Raw genomic sequence first — 23011 nt, 5'->3', positions numbered from 1 at the left:
CATCCCTTTGGGACGCTTTCGCGCCCTGCGCATCTCTGGCGGGTTGTGGGCGAAAAACTTTTCCTATCGCCTTCTGCACCGCCGGTGCAGCTGGGGTTAGTCTTAGTGAAGATTCTCAATGTTGAGATCTTTATTTTTTTCCTGCGGCACTTCATTACTCGCATTCGGTATATCTAATAGACCTTTATTTTTAAGATCGTTGATCAGTCTTAAACTTAGATAATAGGCTATTTCAGAATTTGAATCCCATGGGGGTCTGCTGTATTGAAAATGGAAAAAATTTGAAGGGATCAGGCCTGCTAAAATATGAGAGAAATTTTTTGCCTCTAACTTTTCAAGAGGATTGGAAAGAACTTGATTTCCATTTTTATCTATAACTTCCGATTTCATCTTAATTTCAAAGCAATTGTAAGTCGGTATAATGCCAAAAGTTAGCACTTCTAAAATATCAAAAAAAGTATAACCGCAGGTTCGTTCTTTATAAAAGGACAGTTTAGCTTGAAAGTCCAACTTCTTCGAAGGAACATGATTTACTGATACTAAGGAAAAGCAGTTTGATTCCTTAAAAGCAATTCGAGAGAAATAACTTAAACTAAAATAATCTGCAGTATTTAGCCCGGCTTTATCATACACATCTATAAATATAGTCGGACGATCCTTATTAGATTCAATGCAAATCGCATTCTCAAGTCTCTTTTCACCTTCTACTCTTGTGTAAGTACAGCCAAAATAAGTTACTAAACAAATTAAAAAAAAGTATTTAATATTTATAAAACCAAGCTTCATTTTCAATGATCCTTTCATTTGGTCGCCTTTTTAAACAATTCGTCAAGTAGCCAATCGCCTGTTCCAATTATATACACATTATTATTTAATATATATCGATATCCGATGTCAGATTGCATGGAACTCCAGCCTTGCTTAATCCATGTCATTGGATTTGAATCCCTTTCTATAAATCTTCGGGCTGCATTTTTAGATGAATCAGTGACATCTGGATTTTCTAATTCCTTACTATTAAATTCAACACTATCCAAACCTTTCTCAGTCCAAAATTCTGAGCTTGAGCCTAATAATGCTCCGAAAAGACCTCCAACCATGCCACCAAACTCACCGGAATACTCCGCAATATGTTCATACCGATCCGCTCCTTCTCGGTCCCAACCTGCTTGGTGAATGTTAGCCTTTCGATAACCGCCTAAGGTTCGAGATAGCGCCTTATTAATTCCGGCTCCTGCTGTTTCTAATGCCCAACCAGCGGCAAAGCCTGCAGCAAATCCGGCAAAGAAACCTGCAATGGCTCCAGGAATTCCACCACCTACGGCTGCTCCAACTAAAACACCAACTACAGCACCAATAACGCCTGCTATGGCAGCCAGGACAAATTGAACTGTAAAACTCAAAATACCGGTTATCATTTCTCCAAGTGTCATGTGTTGTATCGGATCTACGACCTGTCTATCCAGCCATTTTCCACTTTTTTCTAATAAGCTGCCTCTCAATTCAATGCTTGCATTAGCAAACTGGACTATTCCAAGACCAAAACTGCTAAGCCTCTGACTGCTCAGATAAAAAGCTCTCTGCATAAAACCGCTAATAGCGATCTTAAAATTCAAGAACCCCAACCCATTTCTTTTAAAGAAACTACTCACCCAGCTATGGCCACTCGGGTCAATACTACTAGTAGGATTTCCCCCGGTATACATGTAAACGTCCATACCTTCAGGAGATCCTGCATCTAACTGATTGTCAGCCTGTAAGAACCTTCCGATTGCCGGATCGTAGTATCTCGCTTTGTAGTAGTACAGCCCTGTCTCAGAATCAGATTCCTGTCCCGTATACTTATATCGGAATACATCCGGTCCAAATGTATCATCTTGATCAATTTGCCCGTACGGCGTATAAGAAACATGAGAGGCTCCGGCCTGATCGCCTCCAGTGATGCGGTTTCCATTTCCATCTGTTGCCATTGAGATTGAGCCAAGATGGTCTTGGTGCAAGAATATGAATCCTGTCACTGGGATGCCTGCTCCTGCTGTATTGTCGATGAATGGGATCGCATCTTCCCAAGGTGGTGTTCCGTTTCCTCCTGGGAGTACAAAGTCGCAGTTCGCTAAGGAGAGTATCAGTGCAGGTGTCGCAAACTTGATCGTCGCTCTCCAGATTCCCTCTTGGTAGGACAAGAATGCAAATCCTAATCCTACTATTAGGAGTCCTGTTAAGATCACCAAGCCTGACTTAGGTGATAAGAATAGAAACTTCAGTCCTCGGATGGATGTATCTTCTAGATTCCAAACCAGTGTGTTCAGCGCTACTTGGCTTGTTGTTAAGAACGAGGGTGGAGTTGCTGCACTAGTGATCAGCGTTGCGTTTGGTCTACTCCATTGCCCGACTAAATCCTCATCACTTCCTCTGAAGTATAATGTATGCTGTGGATCTTTTCCTGGAACGAGCACTACTTCATACAATCCGCCAAGTGAGATTGTTTTCGTTCCATCGTTGAGTGATGTTTTTCTGATTCTCGTTCCTGTAAAGTCGTAGTCGAAGGCTACTGTATCCCCACTTTCGGTCTGGATACTCTTTAGCTTTTGGAATGGATTGTATGCTAAGGTTAATCCATTTCTGTTAATTACATTCCCAGATGCATCATAGGAGTAGGTATAGTTCGTACTATTTCCACTTACTTGCGTGACTGCGTTGGTATGTAATGAATCGCCGTAAGTATAGTTTAGATTTCCTTTCTTCAGTAGTTTCCCTGAATCTGAATATTGGTATGCTTCTGTGCCGTAGACCCCAGTAGCAGACGTGAGTCTGTTTAGATCATCGTATGTAAAAGCCTGATTCCGGATTGGGTTCACCAAATCTTGGATTTGGCTATAGTTTCCTTTGTCGTCGTATCCGTATGCTTTGGATTCGTAGATAGAGGAGTCCTTCGTCGTTTGTAAACTGACTGTTCTTCTTTGTACTGGATCGTAGCTGATATTCGTCAAGACTCCGTTTCCGAGTAATCTTTGGATCTGCAGGTTTCCATTTTCTAAGTTTGCTTTGTATTGAACGACTGGAAAATCCGATCCACTTCCATCTGCTGGCGTGAGTGTGATTCCTGATAGATATCCTGCTTGTGAGTAGATATTCTTTGCTACGCTTCCATCTGGATACGTGATCTCTTCTATCTGGTTCTGTAGGTTGTATTTCTTTTGGATCAAGAAGGTTAGATTCTCATCGGTTAAACGTTTTTGTAATGAAGTTATATTTCCTCTTACATCATATCCGAAGTCTGTGGTTCCGAGTTGATCTGTGACTCTTGTGAGCCTTCCGATTGCACTAGCTCCATCGTACTCGTATGTATGTGTGATCGTTTCTCCTTGGGATCCGATTCCTTGTACAAGTGTTGGTCTTCCGAGCACATCATAGCTGTATTGCGCTTTTGATCCGTTCGCGTATGTTTGCAACGACGGGTTTCCTGTGATCGGATCGTATACGGTTGTAATTGTTCCTGAATTCGGATTGGTTACGCTCGTTTGTCTTCCCGCTAGGTCTGTTACGATTGTAGTAACTCCGTTTTCTGGGTCTATGATCTGCGACGCTTTTCCATTCGCTCCGTATTGGAACTGGATTGTCTTTCCTTGTCTCGTTCTGGCGATTACTTTTCCGAGCGCGTTCATTACTTCGACTAACTGATCGATTTGGTTTCCGTTCTTAGAAGTGGTGATCGTTGTTGTGAGCTGATTTAATGCGATCTGGGTAGAAGTCCCATCATTTCTTTGTGAAGTGGTTAGGTTGCCTTCTTGGTCATACGTGTACGTATTCCAAGTGAATGGATTCGATCCTTCTATATACGGATCTACTTTCTTAATCGTCTGTCCTTCTTGGTTTTGGTAACTCTCTTCTACTAAAACTGTATTGTCTACGAGGCTGCTTCTCTTCTTTGAGATCTTAGTGAGTGCGTTCGAAGTCTCTTCTTGCCAGGATTCTCCATTCGTTCTTCTGAATGTTTTTCGGATGAGTTGGCTTTCTAAATTTCCGGTATTCTCATAGTCTATCTGTTCGGACCAATCTGTTTCTCCCGGCAAATAACTGGCGGTCGGTCTTCCGAATTTGTCATAGTCGGTTTTAAAAACCCCGCCATTCGGATTTGTTGAAGTCAAAAGAAGTCCCGTTGTATAATCATTGGATCTTTGCGTTACATGACCGAGAGAATTCGTGATCTTAGTCGGAAATCTATGAACAATAGGATCGTACTCGATCGTGTTTATATTTCCGTTGGCATCCTTTGTGGAGGTAATGTTACCATAAGAATCGTAGGATTGCAGTTGGGAGCTCTTCCATACGCCATTCGAAACCAGATCTCTTTCTTCCGAGACTTGGAAATTTGAATATAAGATCTTCTTATCGACTACCAACTGTCCGTTATTCGTGATCTGTAATTCGGTAGGAAGACCGATAAATCCTGAATTCCAATCATTTTGATACGTAGTCGATTGAACGACTGTGTCTCCATTCAGGTTGATTGTCTTTGAAGTCTCGTTTCCATAGCTATCATAGGAATGAGAAGTAGAAGTCGTAAATAAAGCCTGTCCCGCTTGGTATTTCGTCTGTGTGTCGGAAGATTGTTGCACCAAGATCCCACTTAAAGCAGAAGTCGTCTTCGCAAAGGAACTCGTCGACTCGCTCAGTTTGATCCCGTTCTTGGATTTGGTCTGGGACGTAGGAGTTCCCACCATTTCTATAAAAGTAGGATCGTAATTCGTTACTAAAGACTCATTCGAGATCTCATCCAAGTTCGTGATTTGTTGAAACCCGATATAAGATGAATTTCTAAACCCGTTTAGATAGAATCTCGCATACGAATACTTATAGCTATCCGAACCTAAGGTAGAGCTACCCGCTTTCTGAGTGAGCCTAGTTGCCAGATAATCAGCTCCAGTAAATGGAACAAATTGAGGCTTAGAAGAATCGTAGAGACTTGGCTGGATCGCTCCTGTATGATTCTTGGCCAATTGGTATTCGATCCCGAGAGTCAGATCTCCAGAAGAAGAAGTCGCTCCATTCTGGATCGAAGTGATCAGCCCACTCGGTAAGTCTTGATTAAAACGAATATAGTGGAGCTGCACGCTAGATTCGTAAGGAAAGGTTCGTACCACATTGGTTCGGACGGTTGGAATGCTGCTTTGCGTAGTAGTGATAAAGTTCACTTGGTTCGCGTTCATTCCCAGTATCTCAGGTTTTCCATCCCCATTTGCATCCAAAGACAATAGGTATCCACCGGTGGACCAGGAATCGTCTCCGCTTGCTGAATATGTAATATATCCGTTCGAATCTAACTTAGCATAGGAAACATACAAAGTAGAAGAAGAGGCATCATACCGAACAAAGTCAGCCTTCCCGTCCATGTTCACATCTACGAAGTCTTTCGGATTCCTCCAATTGAAATAACCCATTGTAGAAGAATCGCTGGAGGCTGTAGTCGTAGCGATGTATGAATTCGGATCAATAGGAACTTCAAAGTAAGAGCCGTTTGTGATCGTAACCTCGAATTTGGTTACTGTATCTGTAGTTGCATTCCCGTTTGCATCCGTTCCTTGCACGACACTCGAATCGGCACGGATCGTATCCGCAATCCCATCTTCATTCAGATCAGAAGAAACGTTCTGGTTCCAAGGCACCTGAACTACAGCGAGATATTTTGCTTGTGCGGCATCGTAAATTTGAACCTTAAAGAATGGACTCGAAACATTCGAGTTATCATAGGATACTTGGTCCTTGATCCCGTCGCCGGAGAGATCCACATTTACATATGTAGTAGTTGCGGCCCCGGAAACTTCTCTCGCATACGCCTTGTTCACATTGATCGTTTGCAAGGGACTCGCTCCGCTAGTAACGAAACTTCTTCCAGTAAACGGATAATACGAAACGGTTCCTTGGCTACCCGACGTAGAATAGAAAGCAAAGTCAGGATACCCGTCTCCATTCATATCAGTGATAAACTGATCACCTGATTTTCCGAAATCCGTACGAGATACTTTCGTAGTCTCCAGAACTTGCAAAGCTCCATTCTGAAAATCTAAAAAGGTTATAATGAAATCTTTCGAGGTCGTTCCGTTGATCCGGACAAAATCGGGAACCCCATTTCTATCGAAATCGATCATCTGCTGGAACTCTGTTCCAAAAGTCGTGACAGCCAAAGTCTGCAATAACTGGAAACCGGATCCGGTTGAGGTATAAACTACTAGATTATTGCTCGAATTCGCCTGGATATAGTCCGTCTTTCCGTCACCATTTACGTCTGCAACAAACTGCTTGGTAACAGTACCGCTCGTGCTCAAGCCTGCAACAGTAACAGAAGAATACGTAGCAGAACTAAAATCCGGTCCATAATAGACTTTTAATGGATCTCCGTTGTCTGTTAGGATTAAGAAATCGGTTTTTCCATCTCCATTGTAATCCCCAGGCAAGATCCTTCCCTTGCGAGTAATACCAATATGACTTCCTATTAATGTATTCGAAGCGGTCAGAGAATTCCCACTTGCATTCTCCCAATCTGAAAGCGGGGTCACCGAGAATTTCTGATTGGTCATCGTTCCGTTGACTCGAACGATCTCCGGAACACCGTCCCCATTTGTGTCCGCTGGGGTTACAAAGGAAGTTGTTACTCCGTTCGTGCAAATATCCTGGTAATTTGCAACACCCACTGTACAGATATATCCAGCGGCGCCGCCGGTTGCAAGCATACAGGCAGCACTTGCAGAGCACAAACAAGCGGTCTGAGTTCCCGCACAATTGGATTGTGCGTCCGAATCTTGCGCTTTATAAGAAAGATCGAAATTCTTACTACTTGAGCTTAAGATATTTGCCTGATTCGTTCTCTCCGTATAATTGAATACTAAAGGCTTATAATTCTCTCTTTCAAAAGAAGTGAGAAGAGGCCCAACTTCACTGGAGGAATCATAATTGAAATCGTAAGTGTCCGTTATTTGTTCGGAACCACTGGCATCATTCGCGTAGACTTGGATCTTACTTAGGATCTTTTTGCGAGTTCCTGTATTCGTAAGAAAGAAGATCTGTTCTTTCCATCCGCTAGGACGATTCGAGTATGTGAACTCGATCCTCGCATTCCCTCTTGCATATTTGATCTCTTGGGGAAGAGGCTCATCCGAATTCAGAGTATCCGCAGTGTAGGTGATATCATACCCATTCCCAAAAACATCTCGTACCTTATCCAAGTAAAAGGCAACTGGACCACTATCCCCTTGCACGATAGAATTCGAACCGTTGGCACTATTCCTACCATATTCATACGTTACTGCGGAAGTATCTCTCAGCGTCCAAGCGGTTCCGTCGAACGTAGCCTTGTAAAATGACTCGATCTTAGTTCTATATACTCCGCTACTCCCAGTAGAGATCAGATCTCCTAAGAGTTCATGACTATAACCGTCAGATGTACCGAAGTGAACCCCGAGACTCGGATTCTTAAGCACTTTCGGAAAACCACTGAGGTTCCAGCCTCTTCCCAAGATGGACTGACTGCCTCCGGAAATATAATCGATCGTAATGGAAGGAACCATATCGCCTGCTCCCGGAGGAGGCTGGATATTCAAAGAAAATGCAGGCTTACCCGTAATGCCCACCTGGACATTCGGCAAAGGAAGAGGGATACTCGTCTCTCCTCCCGTAAAGGCGGCAGCAAAGTAGTTCAGGATCGGCTTGAGAGGATTCCAGGCGATGAGAAGAAAGGAAGAAAGAAGAATAACAGAAAAAGATAATATTCGGGTTCTATATAGATTTAGCATAGGCGGTTTCCTTATATCTTTTTTCGCATTTGAGTGCTTTGGTTAAAAAGCTCTCTACGCCATGCTTTCTAGGACCCAGCCCTGGACCCAGAAATTTTCGTCACCATTATGTCAAAAGAAGGAATAGCGCGGAAAAAATGAAATTTGGTTGGAAATTCAAATCGATTGAGATATTTTAGCGAGCGTTATACGTTTTTCGGCAAATTGGCAGAGCTCTACAATTTCTGAACCTTCTTCCGTTACGAGAAATTACTTGAGTGATAAGCGAACCTTGCTTGATCGAAAGATCGAAGAAGGAATAACGATGTATAATTGCTATTGGATAAGTTAGGAGAAAACAAATGAAAATATTCTTAAGAATATTACTTGGGATCGTACTCGTGCTCGGATTGATCGGCATCTTTGCGCCCAAAGAATTCAGTTTGCAAAGAGATATCACAATCAACAAGCCGAAAGGCCTTGTGTTCGATGAGTTGAAACTATTAAGAAATCATGATAAATGGAGCGCCTGGTCCAAGAAGGATCCGAACATGAAAAAAGAATTCGTGGGAACGGATGGTACTGTAGGTTTTACGTCTCGCTGGGAAAGCAAGAACGAAGAACTGGGAGTCGGCGAACAAGAGATCAAGAAGATCGTTGCAGGAGAAAGATTGGAAACTGAGATCCGATTCAAGGTACCGTTTGAGGCTGCATTTTCCAGTTATTTGACCACCGAGTCGGTAAGTGCGAATCAGACCAAGGTGACTTTGGGAATGCACGATGAGATGCCTTTTCCGATCAATATCCTGGGTTTTATCATGAATGTTTGCTTTGATAATAAGACAAAGATCATCAAAGACTTTGATGCAACCCTCGCGGGACTGAAAACAGAATTAGAAAAATAGAAGTATGAGTGTATCTTGAAATCTAAAACGGCCCCCGCCCGGGGCCGGGTGGGGGGAGCGGTTCGTGGGCTGGCGAAAGCAAACCTCATATCACAGATCCCCAACTCTCAGAAGCAAAAACTGAGGACAACTGGGCGCTTTATCGCCTCGATCGAACTTATCTAGCGATCGACACTTTCAATTTCATCGCTTTGCGAGAGCGGGATTTGGAAGTCTTTCTCTTCGGATAAGCAACTCCTGCGTAGATGGATTCCAGAGAATCGGTCACATCTTCCCAAGTACATTCGGAGGCGGTCTTTCTGGCTTGGCCTCCTAATTTCTGGGCGAGTTTCTTATTCTCCGCGAGTAAGCAGGATTGTTCTATGAATTCTTCTTCTTTGTCGAAGCCGCAAAGTAGTGCAGACTTTCCGTGCTTTAGATGTTGGTTGGCTGCCGCATAATCATAAGCTACGATAGGAAGTCCCGAAGCCATGGCTTCTACTACCACGTTCCCGAAGGTTTCTGTTAGGCTCGGGAATAAGAATAGATCTCCGGTTGCATAATGTTCCGCGAGATCCTGGCCTTTTCTCATTCCCCTGAAAATAAAATCCGGGTTCTCCGTTATCAATTTCTCTTTAGAAGGACCATCACCGACTAATACGAGTTTTGCGTTAGGCACCTTGCTTTGGATCTTGCGGAAGGATCGTACGAGTAGATCCAGATTCTTTTCGGGAGCTAGTCTTCCTACATAAAGAATGGCTGTATCAGCGGGTTTTAGTCCCCATTCTTCTCTAAGGCTAGTGTTCCTTCTCGCTGGATGGAATAAGTCGGAATCGATCCCTCTGGATACCACTTGCACATTCGAATAACCGGTGGACTGGAGCTGTCCTGCGATCTGAGCGGTCGGGACCAAAGTGGTTTGGGTGCGATTGTGAAGGCCTCTAAGGTAATTATGCACGATCTTCCCCATGAACCCGAACTTATAGTATTTCGCGTAGGCATGGAAATTCGTTCTGAAATCGCTGACTACAGGGATCCCAACATGTCTTGCCGCTCTTACTGCGGACCAGCCCAGAGGACCTTCCGTAACTACGTGAACTATATCAGGTTTTTCTAATTGGATCAATCTGCGAAGAAGATACTTTTCCGGAAAGCCGAAGCGTAGATCCTCATAGAGAGGGATCTTTGCGCCTCTGACCAGGACTTCTCGATAATTTCCGTTGGCAGTCGCATAATCAGTAGGGCCTTGCTTGGGACGCACGAGAGTGATCTCATGGCCTCTTTGTAAAAGATCGCCCAACATTCTATGCAATGTTTTTGCGACTCCGTTGATTTCCGGAGGAAAGGTCTCAGTCACGACTAAAATTCGGAAAGGACCCGCGGTGGGTGCGGATTTTGGTAAGGCCGATGCGATCATCGACTTACGATTTTGCCGGATCCTTGTATCTAATCCGTGAAGGGAAGATTACTTTTTTGTTACAGTCGATTAGACCGCTGTACGGTTTATTGAGCGACTCCGGTAGCGTATGCCGTACGTAAAAGTCTTCCACAGTAGACGGATTCCGCATAGGCCAAGGCAGAAGTGGAGTATCTAGCTATAATCCCATAGGTCGTAACGCCGGAATCGATCCAAGGATAGAATCCGAACTTGCCAGGGCTACTGAACGCGCCGTCGCTCTGCGGAGAATCTTCTAACCAGTGAGCGTAAGAATAATGTACATCTTCCTTATTGATCCCGGTCGTAAAAGGAGAGTAAAGAGCTTGGGATGGATGCAATGCGGGAAGAGTGGGCACCGTATCCGCACCTAGATAAGAGCGCATCACTAGATTCGAATTCAAGATCCTTCTTAAGAAGATGGCATAGACCTGAGCCGTGGTTTGGACTCCTCCTGCCAATTGAGGGGTTGCATAGAAGAAGTCCGGATTCGTACCGCCGAGTACTACGGTAGCGATCTCACTTGTAAGCTGGGTACGATCATAAGAAGTAAGTGCCGGGCTCAAGCTGCTCGGATTCAAGGCAGCATATGCTTGGAAATGTCCCCCATTATAATAGAACTTATTCTCATCACTTACGTATTGGTAGTTATTGTTGTTCGTGCCGTCCCTTCCCGGACCGTTCGTAAAACAACTAGTGACCGTGGTCACATTGCATTTGTTATCTGCCACGTTATCGTAACCGGACTGCATACGAAGATAGAATTGTTCGTTCACTCCGGGAGTGCCTACCTTCTCCAAAACATAGGCTCCCCAGATCCATTTAGAGGCGGAAGCGATCAGTAGAGTGGATGTCTGGTTTACGGATCCGTTCACAGAAGAATAACCCAAGGCGCCAGTCCCGTCCCCTATCTCCCAATAGAATGCGCCAAGTTTCGTACAGCTGATATTTGTGGTCGCCGTGGTTTCTACCGCATCTAGTTGGACTTGTTTACTTGCGTCTACTACGGTGAAGACCGCTGGGACTTGCACATGATCCAAAGCGAATAAAATATCTGCTAAGCCGTTAGAAGTTTCGGGAGGTTTGGCGCATCCCAATAGAGAATAGAAAAGAATTAGGACTAAAATCGAATGATGTCTCATAGGTTGGATCTTTCCATTTGAAAGAAATCTCATAAGAAATAGGACGAAAAAAGAGATCCGGATCCGCAATCGGAACGATCTTCCTTGTCGGCCATAGGGTCTGATCAAAAACGTAATCCGATAGCAAGAGAATGGAAAGCTTAAAACGAAATCCTTTTGGAAATATTTTTCGCAAAAGGATGAAAGTTCGTCCTTAGCGAATTGTTTACTTGGATTTCTTCGGAGTTTGTTTACTCGCGTTCGGATTGCGAAGCTCGTTTAATTTTTCAAAGAGCCATTTCTCCGATTCGATCTCTTTCCCATCCGCCATTCTGATCTTGTAAGGTGTTCCTGTGATAGAGGATTTACTTGCGATCCCCCTGATGAAATCTTCCGTAGTTTTGATCTGACTCTTAGCAGAATCGTATTTGCGAAGTAGGTGTGCTTTTGCCTCGTCAAGTTTATGTTCGGAACCGTTTCGGATAAATACGCATCCTTTGCAGGAGTCGAGGCTTGCGACCAAGGAGCGGATCTCCGTATCCGGTTCTACTGCAAAAAGAAAGGACGCCGTACTGAGGACTAGGATGCAGAATACTGAAGAAACGGTTTTTTTCATAGGACCTTCTATAGAAAACGGATCTGATTCGATTGCAAGAGACTATTAGAACAGGACCTTAAGCCCAGAGTTCGATTATTTTTTGCATTCTAGATACTTTTTGTGCGACCTTCTTATTCCGTATTTTCATAATATACAAAAGAAGCTAACTCTTCTTCAAAATCGACCCGGGGGTTGTACGTGCGGAGAATTATCCTAGCCCTTCTTTGTTTCGCTCCAATTCTTTCTTCTTATGCGGAGCCGGTCTCTCCTACATTAGAGCAAGAATCTAGATCTCGTTGGGATCTAGTTTGGAGAAGTGCAGTCCTCCCCGGTTGGGGGCTGATACATGCCAAGGCATATCGTAAGGGATTTATCACCTTAGCGGTAACTTCTGCACTCGTGGGGATCGAATATCGAGCTCACCATAAAGCGGAAATGAAGAAAGAAGATTGGGAAGATGCAAAGACATTGTCTTTCGCTTACTTGGCTTCTTCCCCGCAAGCGGATCCTCAGACCTTGCTCGGACTTAGCATGATCCAAGAGAACAGGCATCACTCCTATGAAGATACAAAACAGCAAAACAATCTGAAACTTGGGCTTCTGACCTTGAAATACTGTCTGCAATTGGCTTATACGTATTGGTATGGGATCCAATGGGAGAAGGAAGATCTCCGCTCCGGACTTAAAATGGATCTGGCTCCAGATGCTTCCGGGAATTGGGAAAGGGCAGGGTTAGGTTGGACTTCCTACAAAGCGGCTTTAGGATATACTTTCGTATTTTAGAAAAATATTATATTTTAACTAGATTTCCTTCCCTCCAAACCTGGAATTCTCCCGGCTGCAAAGAGGTCCATGCTTCGTTCTGGGTAAGGGGAGCGGTTGCGAGAACGGTAACCACATCTTTCGGACCTGTATGCTTTCTGAAATCTATGCTCAGATCCGCGTCTATGAGCTGTGCTTCTCCAAAAGGAGAATGTCTCGTAATATAAACCAATTTGGTAGAGCAATAGGCATATAGATATTTGGAATCGGAGACCAGAAGATTGGAGACTCCCATACTTCCTAACTTACTTAAGAGCTTGCGGATCTCTTTCGCAAGCAAGGTCTCGTTCTTAGGCCTTTCCTTGAATTTCTTTTTGAGTTGGGAAAGAAGCCAGCAGAACCCGTGCTCGCTATCTGTAGTTCCCACAGGAAAGAAATCCTTTAGAACTTCCTTCTTGATCCCCTTCAACTGACCGTTATGGGCAAAGGTCCAATACTGGCCCCAAAGTTCCCGAACGAAAGGATGGGTGTTCATCAGATCCACCTTTCCTCTGTTTGCCTTGCGGATATGGGAAATGATAATATTGCTTTTGATCGGATAAGTGCGGACTAATTCCGCCAGATGGGAATCCACACTCGGCTTCGGATCGTGAAATATGCGACAACCCTTGCCCTCATAAAATACGATCCCCCATCCGTCCTTATGAGGGCCGGTCTTTCCACCTCTCTGCACCAGGCCAGTGAAGCTAAAGCATATATCTGTGGGAACATTCGCGCTCATTCCTAAGAGCTCGCACATGGGGCCATTCCTCTGCTATAATGAATATAGTGTCATTAAAGCGAATTTGATTTGTCCAGGATTTTTTCTAAAAAGGAAAAAACGTTACTCCTTGCAGAATTCAAGCGGAAAGCCCAATTTGATCGGGTGATTCTTCATATAGATACGGAAACCGGCTGGAGAGGAGGAGAGAGACAGCTCTTTCTTCTGGCAGAAGGTTTAAAAAAACACAAGATCCCTCAGCTCATTCTATGCAGACCCGGTTCCGCCTTGGAAACCAGGGCTTCGGAAATTGGGCTTCCTATCGTTACTCTCCCATTGAAGGGAGAATGGGACCTGGCTTCCGTAAAGGCGTTGCGAGAGCTTATTCTCTCCAAAGGGATCAAGTTGATCCACGCGCATACTGCCAAGGCTCATTCGATCGCCTGGATGGCGAAGGCAAAGCTTCCGAATGTGAAGCTTGTAGTCTCTCGCAGAGTGGATTTTAGGATCCGAAAGAATTGGTTCAGTAAAAGGAAATATATTTCAGATCGAGTGGATCTATTCCTGAGTGTATCGAATCGGATCCGAGAGATACTCGTGATGGACGGGATCGATCCGGCAAAGGTAGTCACCGTATATAGTGGGATCGATCTAAGCACATCTAAGAAGGCAGGTAACCCTGCTTACTTAAGAAAGGAATTCCACCTGGACAAGGACGATCTGATCATCGGGAATATTGCCGCTCTAGTGGATCATAAGGATCAGAAGACCCTATTACATGCAATTTCTCTAATAGAAACCGATAAGAAATTCAAGGTATTGATCGTTGGAGAAGGGGAACTTAAGAAAGAATTGGAAAGTCTCGCTTCTGAGAAGAAGATCCTGGACAAGGTGATCTTTACTGGTTTCCGGAACGATATCCCCGAGCTATTGTCCGTATTCGACATATTCACACTTACTTCTAAAGAAGAAGGACTCGGGACTTCCGTATTGGATGCGATGGCCTCAGGACTCCCTATCGTGGCCACGAATGGGGGAGGAATTGCCGAAATGCTTACAGAGGGTGAAGGAGCGTTCGTAAAAGAAGTAGGAGATGCGAGCTCGCTTGCTCAGGCTTACAAAAGTCTATTAGAAGATCCTAAACTAAGAAAGTCCATGGGAGCCTTCAATAAGGAAGCCGTGAAACGGTTCTCCGTAAAGAACACGATCAAGAAAACGGAACTCGCATACTACAGTCTTTTAGGCGAAGAGATCTATTCGAAAGGAAAATCGGGAGAAGCGGCATGAAGAAATTATTGATCGTTGACGGACATGCGTTTGCATTTCGGGCGTACTATGCGTTTGCCGCTTCCAATCTGAAAAATTCAAAGACCGGCCAGCCAAGCGGCGCCGTGTTCGGATTCTTTAGAATGCTATTCAAACTCTTCGAGGATTATTCTCCTACTCACGTCGCAATGACCTTCGACCCCGGAGGGCCTTTGCACAGAGGAGAGCTATATAAGAACTATAAGGCAAATCGAAAGCCGATGCCTGAGGATTTGAGACCTCAATTGCATGAGATCATGGACACTTTGAAGGTATTGGGTTTTAGGATCCTCCGAATAGAAAAACAAGAAGCGGACGATATTATAGGAACTCTGGCGGAAACATACAAGGGCAAGGCAAAAGAGATCCTGATCTTTTCCGGGGATAAGGACTTATACCAAGTATTAGAAAAAAAGAATGTAAAGATGCTCCGAGGAAAGAAGGGAGTCACAGAATTCGTAGAGATAGATTCCTCTTGGGTCAAAGAAGAGATCGGAGTAGATGTGAAACAGATCCCGGACTATATGGGGATCGTAGGAGATACCTCGGACAATATTCCGGGTGTAAAGGGGATTGGCGAAAAGGGTGCAAGTAAGCTGATCCAGGAATACAAGAACCTAGAAGGCATTTATAAGAATATCGAGAAGATCAAGAATCCAGGCATGAAGGCCAAATTGATAGAGCACAAGGAGAGCGCCTTCTTATCCAGACAATTGGCAACGATCGATCGGGCAGTAGATCTGGGAATTACCGAAGACGATCTGAAAATCCCGGACTACGCCTCAGACGAAGGGATCCGTTATCTAAAGAACCAGGGTTACAATGTTCTTTCCAGAGACTTGGCAAAATCCGTAGGAAAAGAACCTCCTAAGGACGAACCGGAAGCGGAAGGATCCAAAGGTCCCGAAGCCAAAAAAGGAATTTATAAACGAGTAGAGAGCATAGAAGAATTAACCAAACTCGCTCGAGCTTGGAAGAAGTCCCCGATCCTGGCAGTGGATACGGAAACCACTTCTCAATATCCGTTCGATGCGGAATTGCTCGGGATCTCACTTTGCAACCAAGAAGGAACGGGCTTTTATATCCCGGTCACTCATTCCCAAGGATTATTCAGCGATCAGTTGCTTCCTTTAGATCAGGTGAGGGAGATTCTCGGACCTGTTTTGGCGGAGCCTTCTATCCCGAAAGTCGGACAGAATATTAAGTACGACTTGATCGTTCTAGAAAATCATGGATTCCAAGTTACGAATATAGTCTTCGATACCATGATTGTAGCTTATATTCTCCAGCCGGAAAGTCGTCGTTTCAATATGGACGACATGGCGGAGGATCTTCTGAACTATAAGACGATCCAGTATACCGATCTGGTGGGAACAGGAAAGAATAAGAAGAATCTCTGGGAAGTAGACCTCGACAAAGTAAGCGAATACGCCGCCGAAGATGCAGACATTACACTTCGCTTATATAATGTTCTTCGCAAGTCCTTGAAACAGTCCGGATTGGAAACTCTCTTTAAGGAGATCGATCTTCCTCTGATCCATGTATTGGCCGAAATGGAAACTGCAGGTATTGCAGTGGATGCCAAGTATTTCGCAGAACTTTCTAAGGATTTTCAGAGAGAGGTCAAGGATCTGGAAAGAGGGATCTATCGGGCAGCAGGAAGGGAATTCAATATCGCTTCTACCAAGGAATTGCAAAAGATCCTATTTGATGAATTGAAGCTGAGAGTCGTGAAAAAGACCCAGACAGGATATTCCACAGACCATGAGGTTCTAGAGGAATTGTTGGGAGAACATCCTATCATCGAAAAACTTTTGGATTATAGAAAGTATACCAAGCTCATCTCTACGTATGTGGACACTCTTCCTACAATGGTTTCCAGCAAGGATGGAAGGATACATACAAGTTATAATATGACCATCGCTGCTACAGGAAGGCTATCCTCTACGGATCCGAACCTGCAAAACATTCCGATCCGAGAAAAGGAAGGGCGACTCATCCGAAAGGGTTTCATTTCCGGTCATAAGGATTTCGAGATCCTGAGTTTGGACTATTCCCAGATAGAACTTAGGATCATGGCGCATATCTCGGGAGATCCAGCTATGACGGACGCTTATAAGAAGGGGATAGATATCCACAAAAGGACTGCAGCGGCCATCTATGGAGTCTCGGAAGATCTGGTCACTCCGGAAATGAGGGACAAGGCCAAGGTAGTTAACTTTTCCGTAATATACGGAGTGACTCCCTACGGACTGAGTCGAAATCTTCGTATTTCTAGAGAAGAAGCCAAGAATTTCATCGATAGATATCTTACTCAATATCCTGGCGTTCAAAAGTATATGGACGATACCATCGCTTTCTGTGAGGAGAAAGGATATGTGGAAACCTTAAAAGGAAGAAGAAGACCGGTCCCTGATATCAATTCCACTCATAGGCAAGCGAAAGAAGGGGCCAAGAGGGTCGCGATCAATACTCCTATCCAGGGGACCTGCGCCGATATGATCAAGATCGCGATGATGCAGATCCAGGATGAGATCGAAAAAAGAAAATGGAAGTCCAAACTTCTTCTGCAAGTGCATGACGAATTGGTTTTCGAAGTCCATAAATCGGAAAAGGAAGAGTTCTATAAGTTAAGCAAGTCCTTGATGGAGAACGCTCTTCCGCTCAATATTCCGATCAAGGTAGAAGGTAAATTTGGGCAGAATTGGGACGAGGCACACTAAAAAGGTCCTCTCTTCTTCTTATTCAATCGATCCGCGTTTTTTGGTTGAGTTGGCTTTCTGCCATGTATTAGAATTCGGCTGCTTGGTAGGACGATGGGATCCAAATATACGAGAAAAGATTTCTTAAATCGATTGGCTGCTTCTTTCGTTGGAACGGCCATGGTCGACTCATTCTATCGTCCTCTCTTCACACAAACAACGGGAGTTGCAAGGATGTTAAAGAGAAGGATCCCAAAAACTGGAGAAGAGATCCCTGCAATCGGACTCGGTACTTGGCAGACATTGGATGTGGATCCGGACCCTTCTTCTCTTGCTCCTTTAAAAGAAGTCTTGTCCGAGTTTCTAAATACAGGTGGAGGAATAGTCGACTCTTCTCCTATGTATGGCCGTTCCGAAGAGATATTTGGGATCTTATCCAAAGACATTCCTGAAAAGGAGAAAAGAAAATTCTTTCTGGCAACTAAGGTTTGGACCAGAGGAGAAGCTGCCGGAAAGGCTCAGATCGAAGCCTCCTTTCGCAAGATGAAAGCGGACAAGATCGATCTATTCCAAATCCATAATTTACTCGATACACAAACTCATCTAAAAACATTGAGGGATCTGAAAGATAGGGCAAAGATCCGTTACATTGGCCTGACCCATTTTACTTCTTCCGCATTTCCCGAAATGGAAAAGATCTCTATCAAAGAAAAACCGGATTTCCTTCAGATACCTTATTCCGTAATTACCCGCGAAGCCGAGCAAAGGATTTTGCCTTTTGCTTTGGAAAATGGGATCGCAGTTCTCGTCAATCGCCCTTTCGAAGAAGGCGGACTCTTTCGTAAGGCAAAAGGAAAGACCTTACCGGACTACTTTAAGGAGTGGGATTGCAATTCTTTCGCACAGGCTTTCTTGAAATATTTACTCTCTCATCCTGGGGTAACTGCAGTGATTCCAGCGACTTCTAAAGTTTCTCATTTAAAGGACAATATGCAGGCAGGATTGGGCAGATTTCCGGATGCCAAGGAAAGAAAAGTTTTTCTTTCCAACTTACTGGAAGCCTTGGACTAATTTCCTTTTTTTACGATTTTCCACTTTTCATTCTTTCTGCGAGGGATAAAATACGACCCACTTTTAGGAGGCTGTATGTCGGAACACCTTTGGAGAACTCATCCCTTGGCTTGGAAGGCATCCGGCTCCTTCTTCGAATGGAAAAAAAAGAAATTATTCTATAAGATCTCAGGCGAAGGAGAAGCAATTCTTCTCCTACATGGATTTCCCACATCTTCCTGGGATTGGAAGGATGTCTGGGAAGGCTTATCTAAAAAATACAAATTGTTCACATTCGATTATCTGGGATTCGGATTTTCAGAAAAACCGAAAGAAGGACATTACTCTATCTTCGAATACGCAGACCAGGCGGAGTATTTTTTACAAGAGCAAGGCGTGAAGTCGGTGCATCTCTTGGCTCACGATCTGGGCGATACTGTCGCTCAGGAATTACTCGCGAGATACAGAGAGAAATTATCGGGGCAAAGGATCGGAGGTCCCGAGATCAAAAGTGTATTCTTCTTAAATGGCGGGATCTTTCCGGAAACTCATAGACCTAGAGCCGTGCAGAAATTATTGAACGGACCTCTCGGATTTTTATTCTCCCGTTTGGTAAATAAGACTTCTTTCCAAAAAAGTTTTTCGGAGATCTTCGGGCCGACTACGAAACCTAACAAGGAAGAGCTAGACGGTTTTTGGGAATGTGTGAGTAACGGCGGAGGAAAGGCGATCTATCATAAACTCATTCGTTACATGAGAGAACGCAAGAGCTTCCGAGAAAGATGGGTGGGCTCTATCTTGGATTCTCCGGTACCATTTGCATTCGCCGACGGGCTCGTCGATCCGGTGAGTGGAAAACATGTGGTAGAAAGATTGAAGGAGCTTCGACCCAATGCGACTGTTTACGAATTTCAGAATATAGGACATTATCCTCAAACAGAAGCTCCGGATCAGGTACTCAAATCTTATCTTAACTTTCGAACGATCGTTTAGTTTTCTTCCAGTCACTGCTCGTAATAATTCCTTGAAAAAAGGGGGAAACCTGACAAACTGTAAGAAAGCGAAATAAGCATGGGTCGTCGAATAGCGTACAATAATCCTCGTTTCTTTGATTTCGTATACGACGACTTTCTCTGTGCAGCAGTTGACTCACTCGATTCCCAATCGGGAGTCTTATTCCATTCACTCACAAAAGAAAGCGTATTAGAGCTTTTCGAGATCACAGGCGTTCTTTCCGAACTGAAAAAGAGAGGATACGATCCTCTTCAACTGGATCTTTCCGGAAGCGACGATTCCTACCAAAGGCTAACTCTTACTTGGCAAAACGAGATCCTAGTACATGTGAGATTGAGCATCCAAGAATATAGGATCCGACTGAACGATTACTTCTTCAAAGAAAAATATTTAGTCGTCAATTGGTTGCAAACACGTCATCCGAAACAGGCGAGCAGGGATTCTTCTCGTTTGTATCCTGGACAAGACGTCCCCGGGCTCGGGATCTTTCCCGAGATGTCGGACATGATCGGATTCTTGATCATCTCTCTCCGACTGAACGGTGCGGTGATCCGTCCGGAATATTTTCATGACGCAGTACTCTTCTCCCGAAAATTCCATTTTTTGGAACCTGAATCCAAGGCACTCTATGTTGCTCTCAAAAAAACCTTTCCCAAGCTTTCGATCCGAGCCCTCTCTACTCTGATCCAAAACGGCAAGGTTCTAGACGCTAAGAGAGGGGTCATCCAATGGAAGCCGGTAGAGATGATCTTCTTCCTGGAGAAGACATTGAACTTCTTCGTATTCGATCGCAAGTTCGAGAAGAAGGTCTCGAAGACATTGAGCACTTACAAACTGAGTCTTGTGGAAGGTGCGGAGAAGGAACTAGGACTAGACCCTTAGTAGTATTTTGAACAGTCGTTACGGAAATTATTTTTAGTAAGAAACTGGTTTTATTCTCCCGTCTCATTTACTCATAAGTTATGCTTGGCCAATTTCCAGGGTCCGGAGGAAGATCGGATGGATAAGAGAAAACAGATTCGCGTTGTTCCCTTTCCAAAACAACCCGTTCAGTTGCAATTGATGGGAAACGGCTTCTTGGAGATCCTTCTCGCGCAAGACGTGAGCGAAGGGGGAATGGCGGTCAAAGTCCCTCACAAATTCGACGGTTATGATATTCATTCTTCCGTAGAGATGGTGGTCTCTCTTCCCGGATACAAACCCTTTAAGGCAAAAGGCAAGATCAAACACCTCAGTGCTTCTCGCGAAGCCGAAGGCTTTTTCGGACTTCAATTCCTGCAAATGGACATAAAAGGGAAGGAATCTCTCTTGAATTACGTGCGAAAGCTGGCTTCCCTCCGCAGAATGGCAGGATAATCGGTCTTTCGGAAGCCCAGTCACCGGAATTTCTTTCCTGCGTAATCCGAATGTAACGATCCAATAGGATAGATAGAATCATCCTAACAAGGAAAAGAAGGACGACAATGGGATCAGGAATAGTCCAAAACAAGCAAAAACTAGAGCGTAAACTGGAAGTAAGGATCGCAGAGAACCAACTCGAGATCGAGAGAACCTTAGCTTTACGTTATGATGTGTTCAATCTTGAATTGGGAGAAGGCTTGCCTCAATCGGCTGCTACTCGCAAGGATAGAGACGAGTACGATCTATTTTGCGACCATCTTATCGTTGTGGACGCAAACCGAAATGATATGATCGTCGGAACATATCGAATTCTACGCCGCAGCGTTGCTAAGGCAAATATCGGATTCTACTCCGATAACGAGTTCGATATCACTAAAATCTACGAGCTGGAAAGAGAACCAGCTGAGATCGGACGTAGCTGCGTTCACCCTGAATACAGAGACGGATCGGTAATTTCTCTTCTTTGGGCGGGACTCGCTCAATACATGAAAAAGAACAATATTGGATATCTGTTCGGTTGTGGATCCGTTCACAGTACCGATGCGCAGGCTGCTAACGATGCTTATGCTTTCTTGAAAAGTAAAAGTGCTTTAGCAGGAGAAGCTTTCAATGTGAAGCCTCTACCTGGATACGAAATGGAAGGTTTCGATCCTGCCTACGCTCCTGCGGATATTAAGGAAGTTTCCAAAAGAATTCCAGCTTTGATCAAAGGATATATCCGTGCAGGATCCTTGATCTGTGGAACTCCAGCTTTGGATACGGTTTTCAAAACTACCGACTTCTTTATCTTATTCGATATCAAAGACATCGAAGCAAGATACAGCAAACACTATCTCGAGTCTAACTAAGATAGTCGTTTCCTCATGGTAAAATGGGCCTCTTTCGAGGTCCATTTTATGTACGCTCACCTTTTATTTCCTGTCGTTTAGAGGTGATAGACCTTGACCGCCTGGAGTTTCCTTATTTAACTAGACCAAACTCCATCTCAAACCCGGATTTCCCGAAGTTTGGGCCGGCTCATGAATCAGATCGACTTTCAACATCCTAGTTTCAAAGACCAAATCCGCTTTTATCTATTTGTTCTAGCAGCGTTCCTGCTTATGACCCTTGGTTATTATTTGGGGATCTCTTCTTACGTTCTGGGCTGGTTTGCATTTTGCATCTCCGCATTTTCCGTCGCTGCAAACGATGGAGTGCAAACAGTGGGGACATTCATCGAAAGTAAGAAGGTCGTACATTGGTTCCCCAAGCTGGCTGCTTTGGGTGGCTTACTCGTTGCGATACTGGTCTACGCTTGGTACAGTGGGAATGGAGAAGTCCATTTCCATAGATTGGATCATTTCGCTCCCGCCACTCAATTCAATTTTCTGCAACTGATCGCCCCCTTGATACTGGTGATCATCACTCGGATGAGATCTCCGATCTCTACTACCTTCCTTATCCTCGGATTATTCGGCGGCCAGAATATTGAGAAAATGCTGACCAAGTCTTTTCTCGGATATCTAGTCGCTTTCCTAACTGCCTTGGTGGTTTGGGGGATCCTGGTCAAAATAGATCCCAAAGAATACTATGATGACCATATGCCCGATCCTAGAACGGAGAGGAAATGGGCGATCTTACAATGGTTCTCCACTCTATTTCTCTGGGGTGCATGGCTGGCGCAGGATGCTGCGAATATTGTGGTCTATCTGCCTAGGCAATTGCATATCCTGGAACTAGCGGCCGCTATTCTGATCCTGATCGCAGCTCTCGGGATCATTTTGTATACGAATGGCGGAACGATACAGGAGATCGTGACCGAGAAATCGGATATCCAATGGTCCAAAGCGGCAACTATCGTAGATATTGTATATGCAAGTATTCTAATATTTTTCCAAGCGATCAGCGATATGCCTATGTCCACTACTTGGGTTTTCTTAGGAATGTTGGCGGGAAGGGAGATTGTACTGAATTTTCTGACGTATAGGGATGCGCCTTATTTGGAGACATTCCGTAAAGTAGGAAAGGACGTGCTCCTCGCTTCCATGGGAATTGCGATCAGTATATTCATCTTTTTATTGGCATCTCAAGTGTATCCGGAAAAGACCTCTTTTTTCCCCAGGCTTTTCAAGTAGTCTGGTCCCTTAAAAAGTTTTTGCCGATCTTCGATTGAGAAAAAAAGACACATATCGTGTTTTTTTGAGTTCCGCTTTGAATGGAAGAGGTCTGAT

Annotated in this window: 16 protein-coding genes; 10 read left to right on the top strand and 6 right to left on the bottom strand. The window is 44.3% G+C overall.

Annotation, left to right across the window (positions count from 1 at the left end; all coding sequences use genetic code 11):
- Positions 1–102: 102 nt before the first annotated feature.
- Positions 103–804 carry a hypothetical protein gene (locus EHO57_RS10205; RefSeq protein WP_135645085.1) on the bottom strand — a complete coding sequence of 234 codons (702 nt, stop codon included), beginning with the start codon at positions 802–804 and terminating at the stop codon, positions 103–105.
- Positions 801–7790: an RHS repeat-associated core domain-containing protein gene (locus tag EHO57_RS10200; protein ID WP_210410028.1), complete on the bottom strand. Its 6990-nt coding sequence runs from the start codon at positions 7788–7790 to the stop codon at positions 801–803. Before EHO57_RS10200 ends, EHO57_RS10205 begins: the two co-directional genes overlap by 4 nt.
- A gap of 341 nt (positions 7791–8131) precedes the next feature.
- Between EHO57_RS10200 and EHO57_RS10195 the strand changes: the two genes are divergently transcribed.
- Positions 8132–8674 (top strand): SRPBCC family protein, encoded by a 543-nt coding sequence (locus tag EHO57_RS10195; protein WP_135645087.1) that lies wholly within the window; start codon positions 8132–8134, stop codon positions 8672–8674.
- 157 nt (positions 8675–8831) lie between these two features.
- Here the strand turns inward: EHO57_RS10195 and EHO57_RS10190 are convergent, their stop codons facing one another.
- The 3 genes from EHO57_RS10190 to EHO57_RS10180 form a co-directional block, all read right to left on the bottom strand.
- Positions 8832–10010 carry a glycosyltransferase family 4 protein gene (locus EHO57_RS10190; protein ID WP_476737814.1) on the bottom strand — a complete coding sequence of 393 codons (1179 nt, stop codon included), beginning with the start codon at positions 10008–10010 and terminating at the stop codon, positions 8832–8834.
- A 146-nt stretch (positions 10011–10156) separates the two neighbouring features.
- Positions 10157–11230, bottom strand: a complete 1074-nt coding sequence (locus tag EHO57_RS10185) for a hypothetical protein (RefSeq protein ID WP_135645091.1) — start codon at positions 11228–11230, stop codon at positions 10157–10159.
- A gap of 205 nt (positions 11231–11435) precedes the next feature.
- Positions 11436–11825, bottom strand: a complete 390-nt coding sequence (locus tag EHO57_RS10180) for a DUF5329 family protein (RefSeq protein ID WP_135645093.1) — start codon at positions 11823–11825, stop codon at positions 11436–11438.
- Between the two features lie 180 nt (positions 11826–12005).
- On the opposite strand from EHO57_RS10180, the gene EHO57_RS10175 reads away from it, so the two are divergent.
- Positions 12006–12590 carry a hypothetical protein gene (locus tag EHO57_RS10175; protein ID WP_135645095.1) on the top strand — a complete coding sequence of 195 codons (585 nt, stop codon included), beginning with the start codon at positions 12006–12008 and terminating at the stop codon, positions 12588–12590.
- Between the two features lie 7 nt (positions 12591–12597).
- Here EHO57_RS10175 and EHO57_RS10170 read toward each other — a convergent pair whose 3' ends face one another.
- Positions 12598–13368, bottom strand: a complete 771-nt coding sequence (locus tag EHO57_RS10170) for a class II glutamine amidotransferase (RefSeq protein ID WP_135645097.1) — start codon at positions 13366–13368, stop codon at positions 12598–12600.
- Between the two features lie 126 nt (positions 13369–13494).
- Between EHO57_RS10170 and EHO57_RS10165 the strand changes: the two genes are divergently transcribed.
- From EHO57_RS10165 to EHO57_RS10130, 8 genes are all read left to right on the top strand, one after another.
- Positions 13495–14616 (top strand): glycosyltransferase, encoded by a 1122-nt coding sequence (locus EHO57_RS10165; protein ID WP_135645099.1) that lies wholly within the window; start codon positions 13495–13497, stop codon positions 14614–14616.
- On the top strand, positions 14613–17357 hold the full coding sequence (gene polA / locus EHO57_RS10160; protein ID WP_135645101.1) for a DNA polymerase I: 2745 nt from the start codon (positions 14613–14615) through the stop codon (positions 17355–17357). Before EHO57_RS10165 ends, polA begins: the two co-directional genes overlap by 4 nt.
- A 93-nt stretch (positions 17358–17450) precedes the next feature.
- Entirely contained in the window at positions 17451–18407 is a 957-nt protein-coding gene (locus tag EHO57_RS10155) for an aldo/keto reductase (RefSeq protein WP_135645103.1), read from the top strand.
- A gap of 75 nt (positions 18408–18482) precedes the next feature.
- Positions 18483–19379 (top strand): alpha/beta fold hydrolase, encoded by an 897-nt coding sequence (locus tag EHO57_RS10150; RefSeq protein ID WP_135645105.1) that lies wholly within the window; start codon positions 18483–18485, stop codon positions 19377–19379.
- A gap of 78 nt (positions 19380–19457) precedes the next feature.
- On the top strand, positions 19458–20282 hold the full coding sequence (locus EHO57_RS10145) for a histone deacetylase (RefSeq protein WP_135645107.1): 825 nt from the start codon (positions 19458–19460) through the stop codon (positions 20280–20282).
- A 117-nt stretch (positions 20283–20399) separates the two neighbouring features.
- Positions 20400–20756, top strand: a complete 357-nt coding sequence (locus tag EHO57_RS10140) for a PilZ domain-containing protein (RefSeq protein ID WP_135645109.1) — start codon at positions 20400–20402, stop codon at positions 20754–20756.
- Positions 20757–20863: 107 nt separating this feature from the next.
- Complete coding sequence (locus EHO57_RS10135; protein WP_135645111.1) at positions 20864–21649, top strand: GNAT family N-acetyltransferase; 786 nt, start codon at positions 20864–20866, stop codon at positions 21647–21649.
- A 171-nt stretch (positions 21650–21820) separates the two neighbouring features.
- Positions 21821–22915 carry a hypothetical protein gene (locus EHO57_RS10130; RefSeq protein WP_135645113.1) on the top strand — a complete coding sequence of 365 codons (1095 nt, stop codon included), beginning with the start codon at positions 21821–21823 and terminating at the stop codon, positions 22913–22915.
- Positions 22916–23011: the final 96 nt, after the last annotated feature.

This window comes from Leptospira langatensis, assembly GCF_004770615.1.
Taxonomy (GTDB): domain Bacteria; phylum Spirochaetota; class Leptospiria; order Leptospirales; family Leptospiraceae; genus Leptospira_B; species Leptospira_B langatensis.
The sequence above is the reverse complement of the archived record's forward strand: the minus strand, read 5'-3'. Positions and strand labels throughout refer to the sequence as shown.

What these genes read in the sequence shown, in the direction of transcription:
- EHO57_RS10205 (WP_135645085.1), bottom strand. Translation starts at nt 804, where the DNA reads ATGAAAGGATCATTGAAAATGAAGCTTGGTTTTATAAATATTAAATAC.
- EHO57_RS10200 (WP_210410028.1), bottom strand. Translation starts at nt 7,790, where the DNA reads ATGCTAAATCTATATAGAACCCGAATATTATCTTTTTCTGTTATTCTT.
- EHO57_RS10195 (WP_135645087.1), top strand. Translation starts at nt 8,132, where the DNA reads ATGAAAATATTCTTAAGAATATTACTTGGGATCGTACTCGTGCTCGGA.
- EHO57_RS10185 (WP_135645091.1), bottom strand. Translation starts at nt 11,230, where the DNA reads ATGAGACATCATTCGATTTTAGTCCTAATTCTTTTCTATTCTCTATTG.
- EHO57_RS10180 (WP_135645093.1), bottom strand. Translation starts at nt 11,825, where the DNA reads ATGAAAAAAACCGTTTCTTCAGTATTCTGCATCCTAGTCCTCAGTACG.
- EHO57_RS10170 (WP_135645097.1), bottom strand. Translation starts at nt 13,368, where the DNA reads ATGTGCGAGCTCTTAGGAATGAGCGCGAATGTTCCCACAGATATATGC.
- polA (WP_135645101.1), top strand. Translation starts at nt 14,613, where the DNA reads ATGAAGAAATTATTGATCGTTGACGGACATGCGTTTGCATTTCGGGCG.
- EHO57_RS10155 (WP_135645103.1), top strand. Translation starts at nt 17,451, where the DNA reads ATGGGATCCAAATATACGAGAAAAGATTTCTTAAATCGATTGGCTGCT.
- EHO57_RS10150 (WP_135645105.1), top strand. Translation starts at nt 18,483, where the DNA reads ATGTCGGAACACCTTTGGAGAACTCATCCCTTGGCTTGGAAGGCATCC.
- EHO57_RS10145 (WP_135645107.1), top strand. Translation starts at nt 19,458, where the DNA reads ATGGGTCGTCGAATAGCGTACAATAATCCTCGTTTCTTTGATTTCGTA.
- EHO57_RS10140 (WP_135645109.1), top strand. Translation starts at nt 20,400, where the DNA reads ATGGATAAGAGAAAACAGATTCGCGTTGTTCCCTTTCCAAAACAACCC.
- EHO57_RS10135 (WP_135645111.1), top strand. Translation starts at nt 20,864, where the DNA reads ATGGGATCAGGAATAGTCCAAAACAAGCAAAAACTAGAGCGTAAACTG.
- EHO57_RS10130 (WP_135645113.1), top strand. Translation starts at nt 21,821, where the DNA reads ATGAATCAGATCGACTTTCAACATCCTAGTTTCAAAGACCAAATCCGC.